At 67.7% G+C, this 17937-nt stretch carries 14 protein-coding genes; 7 read left to right on the top strand and 7 right to left on the bottom strand.

Annotation, left to right across the window (positions count from 1 at the left end; translation table 11 throughout):
- The first annotated feature begins 21 nt into the window (after positions 1–21).
- The 7 genes from EV216_RS06835 to EV216_RS06860 all read left to right on the top strand — a co-directional run bounded on the left by EV216_RS06835 (position 22) and on the right by EV216_RS06860 (position 9145).
- Entirely contained in the window at positions 22–1029 is a 1008-nt protein-coding gene (locus EV216_RS06835; RefSeq protein ID WP_132694314.1) for a ligase-associated DNA damage response exonuclease, read from the top strand.
- Positions 1026–2618: an ATP-dependent DNA ligase gene (locus EV216_RS06840; protein ID WP_132694315.1), complete on the top strand. Its 1593-nt coding sequence runs from the start codon at positions 1026–1028 to the stop codon at positions 2616–2618. The genes EV216_RS06835 and EV216_RS06840 overlap by 4 nt, the downstream gene beginning before the upstream one ends.
- Before the next feature lie 62 nt (positions 2619–2680).
- Positions 2681–4048, top strand: a complete 1368-nt coding sequence (locus tag EV216_RS06845; protein WP_132694316.1) for an FAD-binding oxidoreductase — start codon at positions 2681–2683, stop codon at positions 4046–4048.
- 338 nt (positions 4049–4386) lie between these two features.
- Entirely contained in the window at positions 4387–6003 is a 1617-nt protein-coding gene (locus EV216_RS06850; RefSeq protein ID WP_132694317.1) for an OpgD/OpgG family glucan biosynthesis protein, read from the top strand.
- Entirely contained in the window at positions 6000–6173 is a 174-nt protein-coding gene (locus EV216_RS18185; protein WP_165899179.1) for a hypothetical protein, read from the top strand. The genes EV216_RS06850 and EV216_RS18185 overlap by 4 nt, the downstream gene beginning before the upstream one ends.
- A gap of 10 nt (positions 6174–6183) precedes the next feature.
- Entirely contained in the window at positions 6184–7956 is a 1773-nt protein-coding gene (gene mdoH, locus EV216_RS06855) for a glucans biosynthesis glucosyltransferase MdoH (RefSeq protein ID WP_132694318.1), read from the top strand.
- Positions 7943–9145 (top strand): OpgC family protein, encoded by a 1203-nt coding sequence (locus EV216_RS06860; RefSeq protein ID WP_132694319.1) that lies wholly within the window; start codon positions 7943–7945, stop codon positions 9143–9145. The genes mdoH and EV216_RS06860 overlap by 14 nt, the downstream gene beginning before the upstream one ends.
- Positions 9146–9149: 4 nt before the next feature.
- Here the strand turns inward: EV216_RS06860 and EV216_RS06865 are convergent, their stop codons facing one another.
- The 7 genes from EV216_RS06865 to EV216_RS06895 all read right to left on the bottom strand — a co-directional run bounded on the left by EV216_RS06865 (position 9150) and on the right by EV216_RS06895 (position 17595).
- Positions 9150–10958 carry an SUMF1/EgtB/PvdO family nonheme iron enzyme gene (locus tag EV216_RS06865; RefSeq protein WP_132694320.1) on the bottom strand — a complete coding sequence of 603 codons (1809 nt, stop codon included), beginning with the start codon at positions 10956–10958 and terminating at the stop codon, positions 9150–9152.
- 77 nt (positions 10959–11035) lie between these two features.
- The gene (locus EV216_RS06870; protein ID WP_132694321.1) at positions 11036–11995 is read right to left on the bottom strand and encodes an ABC transporter ATP-binding protein; all 960 of its coding nucleotides are present in this window, start codon (positions 11993–11995) and stop codon (positions 11036–11038) included.
- Positions 11992–12957, bottom strand: a complete 966-nt coding sequence (locus tag EV216_RS06875; RefSeq protein ID WP_132694322.1) for an ABC transporter ATP-binding protein — start codon at positions 12955–12957, stop codon at positions 11992–11994. Before EV216_RS06875 ends, EV216_RS06870 begins: the two co-directional genes overlap by 4 nt.
- A gap of 3 nt (positions 12958–12960) precedes the next feature.
- Positions 12961–13839, bottom strand: coding sequence for an ABC transporter permease subunit (locus EV216_RS06880; RefSeq protein WP_132694323.1), 879 nt, complete (start codon positions 13837–13839; stop codon positions 12961–12963).
- Complete coding sequence (locus tag EV216_RS06885) at positions 13836–14846, bottom strand: ABC transporter permease subunit (RefSeq protein WP_132694324.1); 1011 nt, start codon at positions 14844–14846, stop codon at positions 13836–13838. Before EV216_RS06885 ends, EV216_RS06880 begins: the two co-directional genes overlap by 4 nt.
- The gene (locus tag EV216_RS06890; RefSeq protein ID WP_132694325.1) at positions 14843–15937 is read right to left on the bottom strand and encodes a M24 family metallopeptidase; all 1095 of its coding nucleotides are present in this window, start codon (positions 15935–15937) and stop codon (positions 14843–14845) included. Before EV216_RS06890 ends, EV216_RS06885 begins: the two co-directional genes overlap by 4 nt.
- 65 nt (positions 15938–16002) lie before the next feature.
- Entirely contained in the window at positions 16003–17595 is a 1593-nt protein-coding gene (locus EV216_RS06895) for an ABC transporter substrate-binding protein (protein ID WP_132694326.1), read from the bottom strand.
- Positions 17596–17937: the final 342 nt, after the last annotated feature.

A 17937-nucleotide genomic window follows, 5' to 3' on the forward strand; every position in this document is an offset into this window, starting at 1 on the left:
GCCCGACCCATATTGCGTTCCATGTCCGTCCTAACCTTCACCGAGCGCGGCATCTTCTGCCCGGTCGGCAACTTCTTCATCGACCCCTGGGCGCCCGTGGACCGCGCACTGATCACGCATGGCCATTCCGACCACGCCCGCCCCGGCCATCGCCGCTATCTGGCCACCGCCCCGGCTGCCCCGGTGATCCGCCACCGGCTGGGCGGCATCGCGCTGGACACGATCGCCTATGGCGAGCGCCGCCGGATCGGCGATGCGCTCGTGTCCTTTCACCCCGCGGGCCATGTGCCCGGTTCGGCCCAGATCCGGATCGAGGTGGCGGGCGAGGTCTGGGTCGTCTCGGGCGATTACAAGACCGAGGCGGATGGCCTGTCTGAACCGTTCGAGCCGGTCCGGGCGCATGCCTTCGTCAGCGAATGCACCTTCGGGCTGCCGGTCTTCAACTGGGCGCCGCAGGCGCAGGTTCTGGCCGGGATCGACGACTGGTGGGCTGCCAATGCCGCCGAGGGACGCTTCAGCCTGCTGGGCGCCTATGCGCTGGGCAAGGCGCAGCGGCTTCTGGCGGGTGTGGATGCCGGGATCGGCCCGATCCTGACCCATGGCGCGATCGAGGCCACCTGTGCGGTGATGCGCGCGCAGGGGATCGCCCTGCCCCCGACCGTGCCGGTCACGCCCGAAACCGATCTCAAGGCACATGCCGGTGCGCTGGTGCTGGCCCCGCCCTCGGCGCTGGGCGGGCCCTGGGCGCGGCGCTTCGGGGCGGCGGCGACGGGCTTTGCCTCGGGCTGGATGGCGCTGCGCGGCGTGCGGCGCAGGCGCGGCGCGGATCGCGGCTTCGTGCTGTCCGATCATGCGGACTGGTCGGGGCTGAACACCGCGATCCGCGAGACGGGCGCCGAGCGGGTTTTCGTGACCCACGGCTATACAAGCGTCTTCCGCCGCTGGCTGGCCGATCAGGGCTACGACGCCGAGATCGTGCGCACCGCCTACGAGGGCGAAACCCTCGACAGCGCCGAGGACGCACCATGAAACGCTTCGCCGCCCTGTTCACCGCGCTGGACCGGACCACCCGCACCAATGCCAAGATCGAGGCGCTGGCCGCCTATTTCACGGATGCGCCCCAGACCGACCGGCTCTGGACCGTGGCACTTCTGTCGGGCCGCCGCCCGCGCCGGGCGGTCACGACCACGCGGCTGCGCGAATGGGCGGCGGAACGGGCGGGGCTGCCGCTCTGGCTGTTCGAGGAATGTTACCCGGTGGTCGGCGATCTGGCCGAAACCATCGCGCTGGTGCTGCCGCAAGCAGGCGGCACCAGCACGGCCAGCCTGTCGGACCACATGGCCGAGATCGCGGCCCTGGCACAGATGGACGAGCCCGCGCGCAAGGCGCATATCCTGACTGTCTGGGACAGGCTCGACGGCACGGAACGCTTGCTGTTCAACAAGCTCATCACCGGGGGGTTTCGCGTCGGTGTCAGCCAGACGCTGATGACCCGCGCGCTGGCCCGGGCCACCGGCATCGCCGAGGCCGATCTGTCGCATCGGCTGATGGGCGACTGGACGCCCGCGACGACCACATGGGCCGCGCTGATCGAAACGCCCGACCCGACGGCCGCGCTGTCGCGGCCCTACCCCTTCTACCTTGCCTATCAGATCGAGGGGGACCCGCAGGCGCTGGGCGATCCCGCCGACTGGTGCGCGGAATACAAGTGGGACGGCATCCGCGGGCAACTGATCGTCCGGGGCGGGACGCATTTCCTGTGGTCGCGCGGCGAGGAACTGATGACCGACCGCTTCCCCGAACTGGCTCAGGCCCGCGATTTCCTGCCCCAGGGCACCGTGATCGACGGCGAGATCCTTGGCTGGGCCGATGGCCGCCCCCTGCCCTTTGCCGCGCTTCAGAAACGCATCACCCGCAAGAGCCTGTCGAAACGGCTGCTGGCCGAGACGCCGGTGGTGCTGAAAGCCTATGACCTGCTAGAAGAGAACGGCACCGATCTTCGCCCCCGCCCGCTGGCCGAGCGCCGCGCCCGGCTGGAGGCGTTGTTTGCCTGCCTGCCCGACCGCGCGCCGCTGCGCCTGTCGCCGCTTCTGCCCTTTGTCGACTGGACGGCGCTGGCCGAGACCCGTGCCGCCGCCCGCGCCGCGGGGGCCGAGGGCGTGATGCTGAAACGCGCCGCCGCGCCCTATCTGGCGGGGCGGAAGAAGGGCGATTGGTGGAAATGGAAGCTCGACCCGCTGACGGTCGATGCGGTGATGATCTATGCTCAGGCGGGCCATGGCCGGCGCGCGACGCTCTACACCGATTTCACCTTTGCGGTCTGGGACGGGGGCGATCTGGTGCCCTTCACCAAGGCCTATTCCGGCCTGACCGATGCCGAGTTCCGCGAGATCACCGCCTGGGTGCGCCGGAACACTCTGCAACGCTTTGGCCCGGTGCGGCAGGTCAAACCCGAGCATGTCTTCGAGATCGCCTTCGAGGGCATCCAGAGAAGCCCGCGCCACAAGTCGGGCATCGCGCTGCGCTTTCCGCGCATGGCGCGCTGGCGCCGCGACAAGCCCCCGGCCGAGGCGAACACGCTGGACGACCTGCGCGCGCTGCTGGCCAGCCACGGCTGAGCCCTTGCAATCCGTCCCCCGACGCGGTTGATCGGGGCCGAACCCCGCGACAGGAGACGAGAATGGGCGCCCTTGCCGAGATTGCCGACATCCTTGGCCCGCGGCTATCGACCGGAGAGTCGGTGCGCGCGCTGCATGGCCGGAACGAGGCGCATTTCCCGCCGACGCTGCCCGAGGCGGTGGCTTTCCCCGAAACCACCGCCGAGATCGCCGCGATCATGCGCGCCTGCGCCGCGCATGGCCTGCCGATCACGGCCTTCGGCACGGGCAGTTCGCTGGAAGGCCAGCATCTGCCGATCCGGGGCGGGCTGAGTCTGGATCTGTCGCGCATGGACCGCGTGCTTGCGATCCATCCCGAAGACCAGATCGCAATTGTCCAGCCGGGCCTGACCCGCACCCGCCTGAATGCCGATCTGCGCGCCACGGGGTTGTTCTTTCCGGTCGATCCGGGCGCCGATGCCTCGCTAGGGGGCATGGCAGCGACGCGGGCCAGCGGCACGACGACGGTGCGCTATGGCACGATGCGCGAAAACGTCCTCGCGCTCGAGGCGGTGATGGCGGATGGCGCGGTGATCCGCACCGGCAGCCGGGCGCGGAAATCCTCCGCCGGGTATGACCTGACCCATCTTCTGGTGGGCAGCGAGGGGACGCTGGGCATCATCACGGAACTGACGCTGCGCCTGCATCCCCAGCCCGAGGCGATCTCGGCCGCGATCTGCCGCTTTGCCAGCGTGGCGGCGGCCGTCGATTGCGTGATCGCGGTCATCCAGTCGGCCATTCCGATGGCCCGAATCGAACTGGTCGATGAAACCATGGTGCGCGGATTTAACCTGCATTCCGGCACCGATCTGCCTGAAAACCCACATCTTTTCCTTGAATTCCACGGCAGCCCCGCCGCTGTCGCCGAACAGGCCGCCGCCTTCCGCGAGATTGCGGACGGGTTCGGCGTCGCAGGCTGGCAGGACGCCACCACGACAGAGGCGCGCAACGCGCTCTGGGCGATGCGCCACAACGCCCACCACGCCACCGGCGCGCTGGAGCCGGGCAAGCGGACGCTGGCCACCGATGTCTGCGTGCCGATCTCGAAACTCGCCGAAGCGGTGGTCGAGGCGCAGGATCTGGCCCGCGCCATGGGCCTGACCAGCGCCATCGTCGGCCATGTCGGCGACGGAAATTTCCATTGCGGCGTGCGGGTCGATCCTGACGACGCCGCCGAGATGGCCCGTGCGCTGGAGTTTTCGGGGCGGCTGGCCGAAACCGCGCTGCGGCTGGGCGGCACGGTGTCGGGCGAGCACGGGATCGGGATCGGCAAGCAGAAATACATGGCCGCCGAGCACGGCGCCGCGCTGGACTGGATGCGCACGCTCAAGGCGGCGTTCGATCCGGCCTGCATCCTGAATCCCGGCAAGATGCTGCCGCCCGAAGGCTAAGTCCGGAGGCAGGATCGGCCCGGACGCCAAGGCTTCGCATGTGCAGCATCACGTCGGGCCTACCGAGCCGGGAACGAAGTCGCGAACCGCCCCCGGAATCGCCGGGACAGCATGTCCTTGAGCAGATTTCCGCCTATCAGGCAGGGGTTTAGCGGGCAATTCAATCATGCGCGCCGAATGTAACATTGCAGCCGCTGAAAGATTCACCACATTCCGCCGACAACGCCCGCGGGAACGGCGTGATTCTGCCGTGCAGCATGTCGGAATTGCGACATCCCGGGACAGGGCGCGTTTCTTGTGGCAACCAGTGATGCAGGCCGCGGCGCAGGAGGTACCTGATGACAGAAGGCTTTCCCACCTCGGGACGATGGACCGCCGTGGCGAATGTGACGCGCCGAAAGGCACTTGGCGGACTTGCCTGCTCGGTCGCCGCAGCGGCCTTGCTGCCCAGTCATGCCCTGGCGCAGCAGGACATGTCCCCCCTGCCCGAACCCGAGACCTTCTCGTTCGATATCCTTGCCGAGCGGATGCGCGCGCGCGCCGTCGGCGCCTATATCCCCGCCGCCCAGCATGAGGGCCTGATCGCCGGGCTCGATTACGACGCCTATCGCCGGATCCGGTTCCGGCCCGACCATGCCCGCTGGCAGGGCGAGGGCTCGTTCTTCCGGCTGCATGCCTTCCACCCGGGCTGGCTGTTCAAGACGCCGGTCGCGGTCCACGAGGTGGTTGACGGGGTGGTGCAGCCGATGGGCTTCTCGGCCGAGGATTTCGAGTATGAGGGCACGCTCGCCGACCGGGTTCCTGCCGACATGGCGCTGCCCACGGTGGCGGGCTTCCGGCTGCATGCACCGTTGAACCGTGCCGATATCTTCGACGAGGTCGTGGCATTCCTGGGCGCCAGCTATTTCCGTGCGCTCGGACGCGGCAATGTCTACGGGATCAGTGCGCGCGGGCTGGCCGTCAACACCGCCATCGGCGGACCCGAGGAATTCCCGCTCTTCAGCGAATTCTGGATCGAACGCCCGGCCCCCGGCGCGACCGCCGTCACGCTGTTCGCGGCCCTCGACAGCCCCTCGGTGACCGGCGCCTACCGATTCGAGATCGTGCCGGGCGAGACCACGGTGATGGAGGTAACGGCCCGGCTGTTCCTGCGCGAGGATGTCGCGCAACTTGGCGTCGCGCCGCTGACCTCGATGTATCTGCTGGGCGACAACGACCGCGGCGCCTTCGACGATTTCCGTCCGCGGGTGCATGACAGCGAGGCGCTGGTGCTGAACACCCGCAGCGGCGACACCTATATCCGGCCACTGAACAACCCGCCGCGGCTGGCCAGTTCCTATCTGGGCGCGCGCAACCCGGCCTCGTTCGGGCTGATCCAGCGCGACCGCGCCTTCGACAGCTATCTCGACGCGGGCGCGCATTACGAACTGCGCCCCTCGCTGATCGTCGAGCCGCTGGGCGACTGGGGCAAGGGCTCTGTGCGGCTGGTCGAGATCCCGTCGGATCTGGAAGGAAACGACAATATCGTGGCCTTCTGGGTGCCCGAGGGCAAGGTCCGCAGGGGCGATGCGCTGGAGGTCGCCTACCGGCTGCACTGGGGCATGACACCGCCGGGCGATGGGTGCGTCGAACGCGCGCGCATCGTCCGCACCCGGGTCGGCAAGGGTGGCGTCGCGGGTGTGCGCAACGTCCATGACCGCCGGAAGTTCGTGATCGACTTCGAAGGCGGCACCCTGTCCGGGTTGCCCGCCGACGCCAAGCTCGAGCCCGAAGTCCATGCCGGCGGCGGCGAGATCGTCGAGACCGTGCTGTCCCGGGTCTCGGGAACGAATAAATGGCGGCTGGTGATCGAGGCCAGCGCCCCCGATGGCGGACTGGTCGAATTGCGCGCGGGCATCACCGGCTTCGGGCGCGACCTCAGCGAAACCTGGCTTTACCAATGGATCAAGGAATGAGTGCCGAACGTCTGATCGACTCCCAGACCGTGACTGCGGTCGAGGCCGCGCATTGGGCTCCGCCCGTCGCGCCGATGGACATGCCGCGCCAGTTGCTGGAAGCCCCTCACCACGCGGGCGTGATCGCCTGGCTGACGCGGCTTCTGCTGCGTCCGGTCCAGCACGGCTGAGTCCCCCGGCATGGCCCGTGTTCCCGTCCCCGACTTCCCGACGCTGACGCTGAGGACCGCCGCGATCGGCTTCGCCGTGCTTGCGGCGGGGGCAGCTGCGGCCTTGCTGGCCGCCGCCTCGACCGAGGACGGGGTGCATCTGTGGGATGTGGTGCGCACCACGCTGATCTTCGTGACCACGGCCTGGCTTGCCTGGGGAGCGGCGGGGGCCTTTGTCGGCTTGCCGAACCGGCGCCACCGCTCCGTGCCGCCGCCATTGACCCTCCCGCAACCACCGACCGTGGTGCTGGTGCCGATCTGCAACGAGGACCCGGTGACGACCTTTGCCCGGATCGCTGCAATGGACGGCTCGATCCGGGCCGCAGGGCTGAGTGTGGACATCGCGATCCTGTCGGACACCCGTGACGACCTGGCCGCGGCGCGCGAGCGGGACACCTTCGCCCGCCTTCTGGCCGAGACCGACGGCGCGGGGCGGTTGTTCTATCGCCGCCGCATGGACAACCGTGGCCGCAAGGCCGGCAATATCGAGGATTTCATCCGCACCTCGGGCGGTGCCTACCATTTTGCCGTTATCCTCGACGCCGACAGCCTGATGGAGGGCGAGACGATCCGCCATCTGATCGCGCGGATGCAGGCCGACCCGAAACTGGGGCTATTGCAGACATTGCCGAAAATCATCGGCGCGCGTTCGCTGTTTGGCCGTGCGATGCAGTTCTCCGCCGCCTTCCACGCGCCGGTTTTCGCCCGCGGGCTGGCGCGGATGCAGGGCGCGACCGGGCCGTTCTGGGGGCACAACGCCATCGTCCGGGTCAAGGCCTTCGCCGAAAGCTGCGGACTGCCCGCGCTGGACGGCCCGCCCCCGTTCGGTGGGCACATCCTCAGCCACGACTATGTCGAGGCGGCGCTGCTGGCGCGGGCGGGATGGAAGGTAGAACTCGACGAGACCATCGAGGGATCGTTCGAGGAAGGCCCCGACAACATCCTTGCCCATGCGCGGCGCGACCGCCGCTGGTGCCAGGGCAACCTCCAGCATGCGCGTCTTCTGGCGGCCCCAGGCCTTGCACCGTGGAGCCGGTTCGTCTTTGTCCAGGGCATCTTTGCCTATGTCGCATCGCTGTTCTGGGGCGCGTTCCTTGTCGCCTCGATCGCGGCCACCGTCACGGCACCGCCGCCGAACTATTTCCCCGAACCCTATCAGCTTTTCCCGGTCTTCCCCTCGGACCGGACCAAGGAAATCGTGACGCTTGCGCTGGGGATCGTGGGGCTTTTGCTGCTGCCCAAGCTTTCGATCCTGGGGGCTGCGGCGCTGTCCGACCGGACAAGGCGCTTTGGCGGAAAGGCACGGGCCGCAGGCTCGGTACTGGCCGAGATCGTGCTGTCCTCGCTGCTGGCCCCGGTGATGCTGATGTATCAGTCCCGTGCGGTGATGCAGGTGCTGGCGGGGCGCGATGGCGGCTGGCCCGCAAACCAGCGCGGCGAGGGGCGTCTGGGCCCTGGCCAGAGCCTGGTGGCAGGGTTCTGGATCTTTGCCGGGGGCGCGATCGCGCTGGCCGCGGTCAAGATGCTCGCCCCGTCGCTGGCGATCTGGCTGCTGCCGATCTGCCTGCCGATGCTGGCCGCACCATTTCTGATCTGGGCCAGTTCGCACCCGATTGCCCGCGGTCTTTTCACCACCCCCGAGGAGACCGACCCCAGCCCGGTGATCCGCTCCTTCCACCGCTGGCAGGCGTGCTTGAGCCAGCCCGCCGCGCAGCCGAGGGAGGCACTCGATGCGGCCGCGTGAGCCCGAACCCCGGTTCAAGCGGCCACGCGATCCGCGGATCGACGCATTCCGCGGCCTCGCGCTGGTGATGATCTTCATCAACCACGCGCCCAGGAACCCCTACGAGCAGTTCACCAGCCGGAATTTCGGCTTCTCCGACGCGGCCGAGGCGTTTTTCGTGATGTCGGGCATCGCGGCAGCGCTGGCCTATTCGGCGCGGTTCGAGAGGGGCGCGCTGGCGCAGAACGGGCTGTGGGCGGCGGTCCGGCCGGTCTGGGGGCGGGCCTGGACGCTGTATCTGACGCAGATCTTCCTGACGGCCTGGGCCATCGCGATCTTCGCCTGGGGAGCAACCACCTTCGGGCTGCCGGAACTGCTGACCAAGATCAACCTGAGGCAGGTCTTCCAGAACACCGAAGCGGCGCTGATCGGCATTCCGGCGCTTATGCACCAACTGGGCTATGTCAACATCCTGCCCGCCTATGCGGTGTTGCTGCTGGCCACGCCGCTGGCCATCTATATCGGGCTGCGCAGCACGGTTGGACTAGCGCTGATTGCGGCGGTCCTTTGGTTCTGCGCGGGGTTCTACCGGATCAACCTGCCGAACTATCCCAATCCGGGCGGCTGGTTCTTCAACCCGCTGTCCTGGCAGGCACTGTTCTTCACCGGCCTTCTGATCGGGCTGCGCTTGCGCGAGGGCAAGCGGCTGGTGCCGAAATCGGCGATCCTTTTCGCGCTGGCGGCGGGCTATCTGGTCTTCGTGATCTGCTGGATGAAGATCGGGCCGCTGGGCCAGTGGATGAACAACCAGCTTTGGCAGCTTGGCAAGGCCGGGGCGCCGTTCCACCTGATCTCGCACAACAAGACTTATCTGGCCCTGCCCCGCCTTCTGCATATCCTGGCGCTCGTCTATGTGCTGTCCTGCATTCCGGCCGTCACGCGCCTAACGGGAAGTGTCGCGTTGGCGCCGCTCAGGCTGCTGGGACGGCAGGGATTGTTGACCTTCGCCGCGGGCACGCTGATCGCGCTGTTCCTTCAGGTGATCTTCCAGGGCTATCCCGATGAGGTCTGGCTGCGCTGGGTGCTGCCGCCGCTGGGGGTTCTGGCCTTGCTGGCAATCGCGGCGCTGCGCGAGGCCGCGTCCCGGCCGCGATCCCGCCCCGAGGCTGCGCCGCACGCCTCCGCCGGGGTGACGGTTCCGGCCGAATAACCGTTCAGGGCGCAGGCCGGACGACGCGCATCCCGACATTCGCCTGCCGCTGCGCTGCGGGGATGCCCACGCGGTAGGTGACGCGCAGATTGGCCAGCGGATCGTCCCAGGATCCGCCGCGCAAAACGCGGCTGGAACACAGTCCCTCGGTGCGTGCGCTGCCATCGGCGGCTGCGCCCCGGTGGCTGTCGTTCCAGCAATCCGCCGTCCATTCCCACAGGTTGCCGGCAAGATCGAATAGCCCGTAGGCATTCTGCGGAAACGACCCGCGCATGGCGATATCGGGCGCGCCATCGTCGCAGGCGGTGTTGCGCCAGCGAAACCGCGACGAGGCATCGGCCGCATTGGCATGGCCGCAGGCGTTCTCGGCGCCGCCATCCCAAGGATAGGGGCCGTCCCCCCCTGCCTTCAACGCGAATTCGAACTCGGCCTCGGAGGGCAGCCGATAGCCCGCGCCCGGCGCCTGTTCGTTCAACCAGGCAGTGATGCGCATGGCGTCCTCCCAGTTCAGGCAGGCGGCAGGCGAGGCATCCGTCACGTCATAGCCGGGCGCGCGCCAATAGGCCGCCCGGTCCATCCGCATGCGCCCATCCGCCGTCCAGACATAACAGCCGCGCGGAATCGTATGGCCGGTCTCGGCCTCGTAGCGGCGGACAAGCCCGACCGAGACCTCGTGCTCGGCCATCAGGAAGGGGGCGAGCGTCTGGGGGGTGGCGGGCCGCTCGGCGGCGGGAGCCTGCGGGTCGGGCGAGCCCAGCACTGTCGCGCCGCCGGACACGCGGACCATGGTCGGACAGAACTCGCACTCGCGCGTCGGGTCAACGGCGACCGGCGCAGGCGCAGGTTCCAGGGGGGGATCGGACGAGGTCAGCGCGCCCCGTTCGGGCAGGAGGGCCGCCAGTTCGATCGCGCCCAGCCGGTCGCGCGCGACCTCGGCGAACAGCCCGTGCGGGAAGGCGTCGAGATAGGCGCGCAATGCCTCTTCCCCGGCCGCTTCGCCCAAACCCTGCCACATCGCGATATCCTGCGCCGTGTCGTCGGCCGGCGGGGGCGCTGCGGGGGAAAGGTAGACCTCGCGCAGCAGCGATGAGGTCGACCAGGGGCGTTGCCGCCCGGCAGTCGTCTCGAACACATCTGCCCGCACTCGGGTCATCATCGCGTTGATCTCCAGCCCCGCGGTCGCGACATGATCCAGTACCGCCTCGGTGAAAGGACTGTGCCGCCCTGCCCCATCAAAGGCGACGCGGCCCGGATCGGTGGCGAATCCCACGAACAAACCTCCGGCCGTCTCGACCGGCGCCAGCCCGCGGCCCAGAAGCGCCGTGGACCGCGCCTGCCCCATGGCGCGTGAAAGTTGCGTCTCGAACGGGTTGTCGCGGCAGGCGTCCAGCAGCACGATATTGGTCTTGGCGCTTCGCTCCATCTCGGCGATCACCAGATCCAGCGGCATGGCGTAAAGGTCCAGATCTCCCTCGCGTTCCAGCGCCGCATCGGTCGGGATCAGGTAGTTCCGCCCCGCCATCTGGATACCGTGGCCAGCATAGAAGAACAGCGCCAGATCCGCCCCCTCTGCCTGCCGACCGAAATCGCGGATGCGCGCGCGCATCGCCGCGCCGTCCAGATCGAGCCCGCGTTCCACCTCGAAGCCGATCCGCTCCAGTGCCGCAGCGACCGCTTCGGCGTCATTGCCCGGGTTCGGAAGCGCGGGCGCCATGGCATAGGCCCCGTTGCCGACCACCAGCGCGACGCGCCGCTCTGCCCGCCCTGGCAGGGCCGCAAGGAAAAGGATCACGATCCCGACGATGATCCGCATGGTTCCCGCCTGCGCTGTCTCCCTGACACAAGGGTAGCGATTCGCTGGGCGTTTGGCCAAGGCCGTGTTCCCGAGCCTCAGCCCCCCTCGGGAAAGAAACAGGCGACCTTGTGGCCATCGCCCTCAAGATCGGGCCGTTCGGCCCGGCAGCGGTCTTGCGCCTTCCAGCAGCGCGCGGCGAAGGCGCAACCGAGCGGGATGTCCAGCGGCGACGGCAATTCGCCGGTCAGCTTGATCCGCTCCTTGCGCCGGGCCGGGTCGGCCACCGGCGTCGCGGACAGCAGCGCAAGGGTGTAGGGGTGGCGCGGGCTGTCGAAGACCTGGGCCTTGGCCCCCGTCTCGACGGCGCGGCCCAGATACATCACCATCACCTCGTCGCAGACATGGCGCACCACCGACAGGTCGTGCGAGATGAACAGGTAGGTCAGCCCCAGCCGTTCCTGCAATTCCATCAGCAGGTTCAGGATCTGGCTCTGCACCGACAGATCCAGTGCGGATACCGGTTCGTCGAGCACCAGCACCCGGGGTTCCAGCATCAGCGCGCGGGCGATGGCGATGCGCTGGCGCTGTCCGCCCGAGAACATGTGCGGATAGCGATCGTGGAATTCGGGGCGCAGGCCCACCAGCGCCATCACCTCGCGCACCTTGGCCTCGCGCTCGGCACGCGACAGGGACTTGCGGTTGATCTTGAGCGGTTCGTCAAGGATCGCGCTGATCCGCTGGCGCGGGTTGAGCGAGCCGTAGGGGTCCTGAAACACGATCTGCACCGCATCGCGCAGCCCGGCCCAGCGCCCGGGCGTCACGTCGGTGCCGTCGATGGCAAAGCGGCCCGCGCTGGGCGGCTCGATCATGGTGACGACGCGCGCGAGCGTGGACTTGCCACAGCCCGACTCGCCCACCACGGCCAGCGTCCTGCCGCGGGCGATCTCGAAACTGACATCCGACAGCGCGCGGATCTCGCGCGGCTTACCGAACAGCCCCCCGCCGATTTCATAGACGCGCGACAGCCCCTCGGCCATCAGGACGGCGGCGCTCATGCCGGGCCTCCCAGCGGGTAATGGCAGCGCACCAGCCCCTTGGCGGGCGGCTGCACGGGGGGCGGCGTGTTCTGGCAGGTCGCGTCGGCAAAGGCGCAGCGCGGCGCGAACAGGCAGCCGGGCGGGCGGTCGAACTGCCCCGGCACCACGCCCGGGATCGTCGGCAACAGCCGGGTCGTCGCCCGTTCGGGCAGCGCGGCCAGCAGCGCCGAGGTATAGGGATGATGGGGCGTGGCGAAAAGCGGGCCGACGGGCTGTTCCTCGACCTTCTGGCCGGCATATTGCACGCTGACGCGCCGCGCGGTTTCGGCCACCACGCCCATGTCATGCGTGATCAGGATCAGCGCCATGCCGGTCTCGGCCTGCAACGCGGTCAGCAGATCGAGGATCTGCGCCTGGATCGTGACGTCCAGCGCGGTCGTCGGTTCGTCCGCGATCAACAGCCGCGGGCGGCAGGCGATGGCCATGGCGATCATCACCCGCTGGCTCATGCCTCCCGACATCTGGTGCGGATAGGCGCTCAGCCGCCGGACGGGATCGGGGATGCCCACCATCTCCATCAGTTCCAGCGCGCGGGCATGGCGGGCGCGGGCGTCAAGGCCGAGGTGCTTCTTCAGCCCCTCCTTGATCTGGAAACCGACGGTGAAACACGGATTCAGCGAGGACATCGGCTCCTGAAAGATCATCGCGATGTCCTTGCCGATGATCCTGCGCCGGGTGCGCGGCGTCATCGCGCGCAGGTCCTTCCCGTCAAAGCGCATCTCGTCGGCTGTGACGGTCGCGGTCCAGGGCAGAAGCCCCATCAGCGCCAGCATCGACACCGACTTGCCCGAGCCGCTTTCGCCCACGATGGCCAGGATATCGCCCGGGTCCACCGTCACGTCGATGGCATCGACGGCGCGGAAGCTGCCCGAAGCGGTTGCAAACTCGACCGAGAGGTTGCGGATCGACAGAAGCGCCATGCCTCAGCTCCGCTTCAGCTTGGGGTCAAGCGCATCGCGCAGCCCGTCGCCCATCAGGTTGATCGCCAGCACCGTGACCAGGATCGCGACACCGGGAAAGGTCACGACCCACCAGGCGCGCAGGATGAACTCGCGCGCCTCGGCCAGCATCGTGCCCCATTCGGGCGTGGGGGGTTGCGCGCCCATACCCAGAAAGCCCAGCGCCGCAGCATCCAGGATCGCGGTGGAAAAGGACAGCGCCGCCTGCACGATGATCGGCGCAAGGCAATTGGGCAGGACGGTGACGAACATCAGCCGCGGCAGCCTTGCCCCCGCCACTCGCGCCGAGACGACGTAATCGCGCGTGCGTTCCGACAGCACAGAGGCGCGGGTCAGCCGGACGTAATGGGGTTGCAGCACCAGCGCGATGGCGATCATCGCGTTCGTCAGCGACGGGCCCAGGATCGCCACCAGCACCAGCGCCAGCAAGAGCGAGGGGAAGGCAAGGATCACGTCCATCAGCCGCATGATCAGACTGTCCAGCCATCGCGGCGAGAAGCCCGCGATCAGCCCCAGAAGGATCCCGCCCGAGGCCGCGACCACCACCACCACGATGCCGACGAAGAAGGAATAGCGCGCCCCATGGATAAGCCGCGAAAGCATGTCGCGGCCCAGGGGATCGGTGCCCAGCGGAAAGGCCCAGTCGCCCCCCGCGATCCAGGCAGGCGGCAGAAGGACGCTCTGGCGGAATTGCTGGGTCGGGTCATAGGGGGCCAGCAGCGGCGCGAACAGCGCCACGAAGGCAAAGGCCGCAAAGACCCACAGCCCGATCACCGCGCCGCGGTTTTCGCGGAAATAGTACCAGAACTCGGCCAGCGGCCCCTGTCGCAGCGCCACGCTCATTTGCGTGCCCGGATCTTGGGGTTGATGAAGCCGTACAGGATGTCGACCGTCAGGTTCACCACCATCACCATCGACGCGATCAGCAGCAGCCCCCCCTGAACCACCGGGTAATCGCGCCGGAAGATTGAGTCGACCATCCACTTGCCGATGCCGGGCCAGGAAAAGATCGTCTCGGTCAGGATCGCGCCGGCCAGCAGCGTGCCCACCGAGAGCCCGATCACCGTGACGACCGGGATCATGGCGTTGCGCAGCGCATGCAGCCCGTTCACCCGCAGCGGCGACAGGCCCTTGGCGCGGGCGGTGCGGATATAGTCCTCGGACAGCACCTCAAGCATGGCGGACCGGGTCTGGCGTGCGATCACCGCCAGCGGGATCGTGCCCAGCACGATGGTCGGCAGGATCAGATGCCGCACCGCCGAGCCGAACGCCCCCGACTGCCCCGACAGCACCGAGTCGATCAGCATGAAGCCTGTCACCGGCTCGAAGAAGTACAGCAGCCCCATCCGCCCCGAAACCGGCGTCCAGCCCAGATTTCCTGAAAAGACGATGATAAGCAGCAGCGCCCACCAGAAGATCGGCATCGAATAGCCCACAAGTGCCGTGGACATCAGCGCCCTGTCGAACAGCTTGCCGCGATTGACCGCCGCGATCACCCCGGCGGGCAGGCCGATCGCGATGGCAAAGACGATCGCGCAGAGCGACAGTTCCAGCGTGGCCGGGAACAGCGCAAAGAACTCGTCCCAGACCGGGCGCTTGGTGACATAGGACACGCCCAGATCGCCCTGCAACACCCCCGTCAGATAGGTCCAGAACTGCACCGGCAGCGGCTTGTCGAAGCCGAACTGGGTGACAAGTTCGGCATAGCGTTCCTCGGTCAGCCCGCGCTCGCCCGCCATCACGATGATCGGATCGCCCGGCAGCACGCGGATGAAGGCGAACGAGATCAGCGTCACGCCCAGAAAGGTCGGCACGAAGGTCAGGAGCCGGGCAAGCAGATAGCGGATCATGGCCCGACCACGATCAGTTCGCGGGGGCAGGCTGTCAATGACCGGCAGCCGGTATCCGTCACAAGAATGTCGTCCTCGATCCGCACGCCGAAGCCGCCGATCCGGTAAAGCCCCGGCTCGTTGGTAAAGACCATGCCGGGTTCCAGCACCTGATGGTTGCCGCGCATGATATAGGGGGCCTCATGCACCTCGCGCCCCAGCCCATGGCCGGTCTTGGTGCGGATGCGGTCGGCAAAGGGCGATGCTTCGAGCACCGAGATCACCGCGTCGTCCACCTCATGCGCGCTCGCCCCCGGACGCGTGTGCGCGTGGCCCGCCTGATTGGCGCGCAGGACGGTGTCATAGACCTGTTCGGCCTCGTCGGTTGCATGCCCGACAAAGACGGTGCGCGTGATGTCGGCACATAACCCGCCCCAGCGCGCGCCGAAATCCAGAAGCAGCGCGTCGCCGGGCCGGATCGCGTAATCGGGCCGGGCGCTGGCATGGGGCCGTGCGGAATTGTCGGCCGCGGCCACGATCGGGGCAAAGGCCATGTCCTCGGCCCCTTGGGCGAACAGCGCCTGCACCAGCAGGCTTTCGACCTGCTTCTCGGTCTGCCCCATGCGCACATTGTCCAGCACATTGGCCAGCGCGCGTTCGGAAATCGCGATGGCACGCTCCAGCGCGGCGATCTCGGCCGCGGTCTTGCGGATGCGCAGCCCCGAGATCTCGCGCTCGGCATCGACGATGCGCAGCCCCGGCCATGCTGCCGCCAGCGCAAGCTGGACGAAGACGCGCATCACCTGCCCCTCGACCGCAAGGCTGGCAACCGGAAGATGGCGCGCCAGCGCCGCAAAGGCGGGCTGATAGCCGTCCTGATCGCGCCAGTCGAAGACCGCGCCGGAAAAGCCCAGCAGATCGAAGGACGCCAGTTCAAGGTTCGGCACCACCGCGGCGGGCGGCCCGTCGGCGGGGATCACGATCACCAGCGGCCGTTCGTTGGTGTGGAAATCATACCCCGTCATCCGGGCGAAATTCGGCCCCGGCACGATGGCGACCGCATCCACCCCCAGCCGGGCCGCAAGCCCCGCATAGTCCGACAATCCCGCCATGTCCGCGCGCCCCCGTGCAGGGGGCGGGGCCCGCTGACAGGCCCCGCCCCGGTTCTTTCAGTGCCTTACTGCGAAAGGCCTACATCGGTGAAGATATGCCCGCCCAGCGGATGCACCTTGTAGCCCTCGACCTCGGGGCGCACCGGCATGAACACGACCGAATGCGCGATGGTCGCCCAGGGCGCCTGGTCCTTGAAGACCACCTGCGCCTCTTCGTAAAGCGCGGTGCGCTCGGCCACATCGGTCGTGACCTTGGCCATCTGGATCAGATCCTCGAACGGCTCGTAGCACCATTGCGCGCGGTTCGAACTGCCCCGCCCGTCGCAGCCCAGAAGCACCGCCAGGAAGTTGTCCGGATCGCCATTGTCCCCGGTCCAGCCCAGAAGCAGCGCGCCATCGCGGTCCAGTTCGCGCGACCGGCTGAGATACTCGCCCCATTCATAGGTCACGATCTCGACGCCCACGCCGATCTTGGCGAAATCCTCCTGGATCAGTTCGGCCATGCGGCGCGCATTCGGGTTGTAGGGCCGCTGCACCGGCATCGCCCAGACCTTCATGTTCAGGCCGCTGACGCCTTCCTCCTCCAGCATCGCCCTGGCGGCCTCGGGGTCGTAGGGATCGTCCTCGACGGCGTCGTTATAGGACCACATGGTTGGCGGGATCGGGTTCTTGGCGATCTCGCCCGAGCCCTGGAACACCACGTCGATGATCGCCTGCTTGTCGATCGCCATGTTCAGCGCCTTGCGCACCCTTGCATTGTCGAACGGCGCCATGGTGGTGTTGTAGGCCAGATAGCCCACGTTCAGCCCTTCCTGTTCCAGCACGTTGATGCCCGGATCGTCCTTCATCGCCTGGATGTCGGCGGGGTTCGGGAAGGGCATGACATGGCATTCGCCCGCCTTCAGCTTCTGGTAGCGCACCGACGCATCGGGGGTGATGGCAAAGACCAGATTCTCGACCTTGGGCTTGCCCGCGTCCCAGTAATCGGCATTGCGCTGGTAGCGGATCACCGCATCCTTCTGATAGGCGACAAAGCGGAACGGGCCGGTGCCCACGGGCTTCTGGTTCAGCATCTCGGGCGTGCCCGCGGCCAGCATCGCATCGGCATATTCGGCCGACAGGATCGAGGCGAAATCCATCGCGAGGTTCGCGATGAAGGGCGCTTCGGGCCGGTTGAGGACGAATTTCACCGTGTAGTCGTCGACCTTCTCGATCGAGGCGATCAGATCGGCCATCGACATGCCGTCGAAATATTCCCACGTCCCGCCCGAGGCATTGTGCATGGGATGATCGGCCAGCCGCTGACGTTCAAAGCTGAAGATCACGTCATCCGCATTGAAATCGCGGGTCGGCGTGAAGCCGTCGACGGAATGGAACCGGACCCCCTGGCGCAGGTGGAACGTGTATTCCAGCCCGTCCTCGGATGCCTCGTAGCTTTCGGCAAGGCCGGGCACGACATTGGTGGTGCCCGTTTCGAATTCTACAAGCCGGTTATAGACCGGGTGCGAGGAGGCATCGAAGGTCGTGCCCGAGGTGTAAAGCGCCGGGTCGAAACCTTCGGGCGAGCCCTCGGAGCAATAGACCAGCGTCTGGGCGGACGCCCCGACGCCGATCAGCGCCAGCATGCCGACCGTTACCAAGAGGTTTTTCAGTGTCATCGTCTTCTCCCTTCGGATCGTGATGAGGGTGCATTTTCGTGGCCGCTCGCGGCCCCGATCGTATCAATGGCAGGCGCCGGACCACAGCCCCACCGCATGGGGCCGACCCGGGCGAACAGAGCGCTGCATCGGTGGGGTTCCACATGGATCCGCCGGGGTCTGCGCCAGTTGCACCAGAGGGCCGGGCCCGCCCGTCCTGCGCGTTCGATTCGTGCGCCGGGAACGCTGCCCGGTCCCATACGGCCGCCGGGCGGTTCATGCGGATCGGGCTGCCCCGGTGGCGTGCGGCGCCTTCGGAGCCGTGGGGGGTGGGGTGCGCCTCTGGCGTCATCTGAGTCCTCT

The sequence above is a fragment of the Rhodovulum steppense genome (genome assembly GCF_004339675.1).
Classification (GTDB): Bacteria; Pseudomonadota; Alphaproteobacteria; order Rhodobacterales; family Rhodobacteraceae; genus Rhodovulum; species Rhodovulum steppense.

Excerpts from the sequence above, each read along its gene's own strand:
- EV216_RS06835 (WP_132694314.1), top strand. The coding sequence starts at position 22 with ATGTCCGTCCTAACCTTCACCGAGCGCGGCATCTTCTGCCCGGTCGGC.
- EV216_RS06840 (WP_132694315.1), top strand. The coding sequence starts at position 1,026 with ATGAAACGCTTCGCCGCCCTGTTCACCGCGCTGGACCGGACCACCCGC.
- EV216_RS06845 (WP_132694316.1), top strand. The coding sequence starts at position 2,681 with ATGGGCGCCCTTGCCGAGATTGCCGACATCCTTGGCCCGCGGCTATCG.
- EV216_RS06850 (WP_132694317.1), top strand. The coding sequence starts at position 4,387 with ATGACAGAAGGCTTTCCCACCTCGGGACGATGGACCGCCGTGGCGAAT.
- EV216_RS18185 (WP_165899179.1), top strand. The coding sequence starts at position 6,000 with ATGAGTGCCGAACGTCTGATCGACTCCCAGACCGTGACTGCGGTCGAG.
- mdoH (WP_132694318.1), top strand. The coding sequence starts at position 6,184 with ATGGCCCGTGTTCCCGTCCCCGACTTCCCGACGCTGACGCTGAGGACC.
- EV216_RS06860 (WP_132694319.1), top strand. The coding sequence starts at position 7,943 with ATGCGGCCGCGTGAGCCCGAACCCCGGTTCAAGCGGCCACGCGATCCG.
- EV216_RS06865 (WP_132694320.1), bottom strand. The coding sequence starts at position 10,958 with ATGCGGATCATCGTCGGGATCGTGATCCTTTTCCTTGCGGCCCTGCCA.
- EV216_RS06870 (WP_132694321.1), bottom strand. The coding sequence starts at position 11,995 with ATGAGCGCCGCCGTCCTGATGGCCGAGGGGCTGTCGCGCGTCTATGAA.
- EV216_RS06875 (WP_132694322.1), bottom strand. The coding sequence starts at position 12,957 with ATGGCGCTTCTGTCGATCCGCAACCTCTCGGTCGAGTTTGCAACCGCT.
- EV216_RS06880 (WP_132694323.1), bottom strand. The coding sequence starts at position 13,839 with ATGAGCGTGGCGCTGCGACAGGGGCCGCTGGCCGAGTTCTGGTACTAT.
- EV216_RS06885 (WP_132694324.1), bottom strand. The coding sequence starts at position 14,846 with ATGATCCGCTATCTGCTTGCCCGGCTCCTGACCTTCGTGCCGACCTTT.
- EV216_RS06890 (WP_132694325.1), bottom strand. The coding sequence starts at position 15,937 with ATGGCGGGATTGTCGGACTATGCGGGGCTTGCGGCCCGGCTGGGGGTG.
- EV216_RS06895 (WP_132694326.1), bottom strand. The coding sequence starts at position 17,595 with ATGACACTGAAAAACCTCTTGGTAACGGTCGGCATGCTGGCGCTGATC.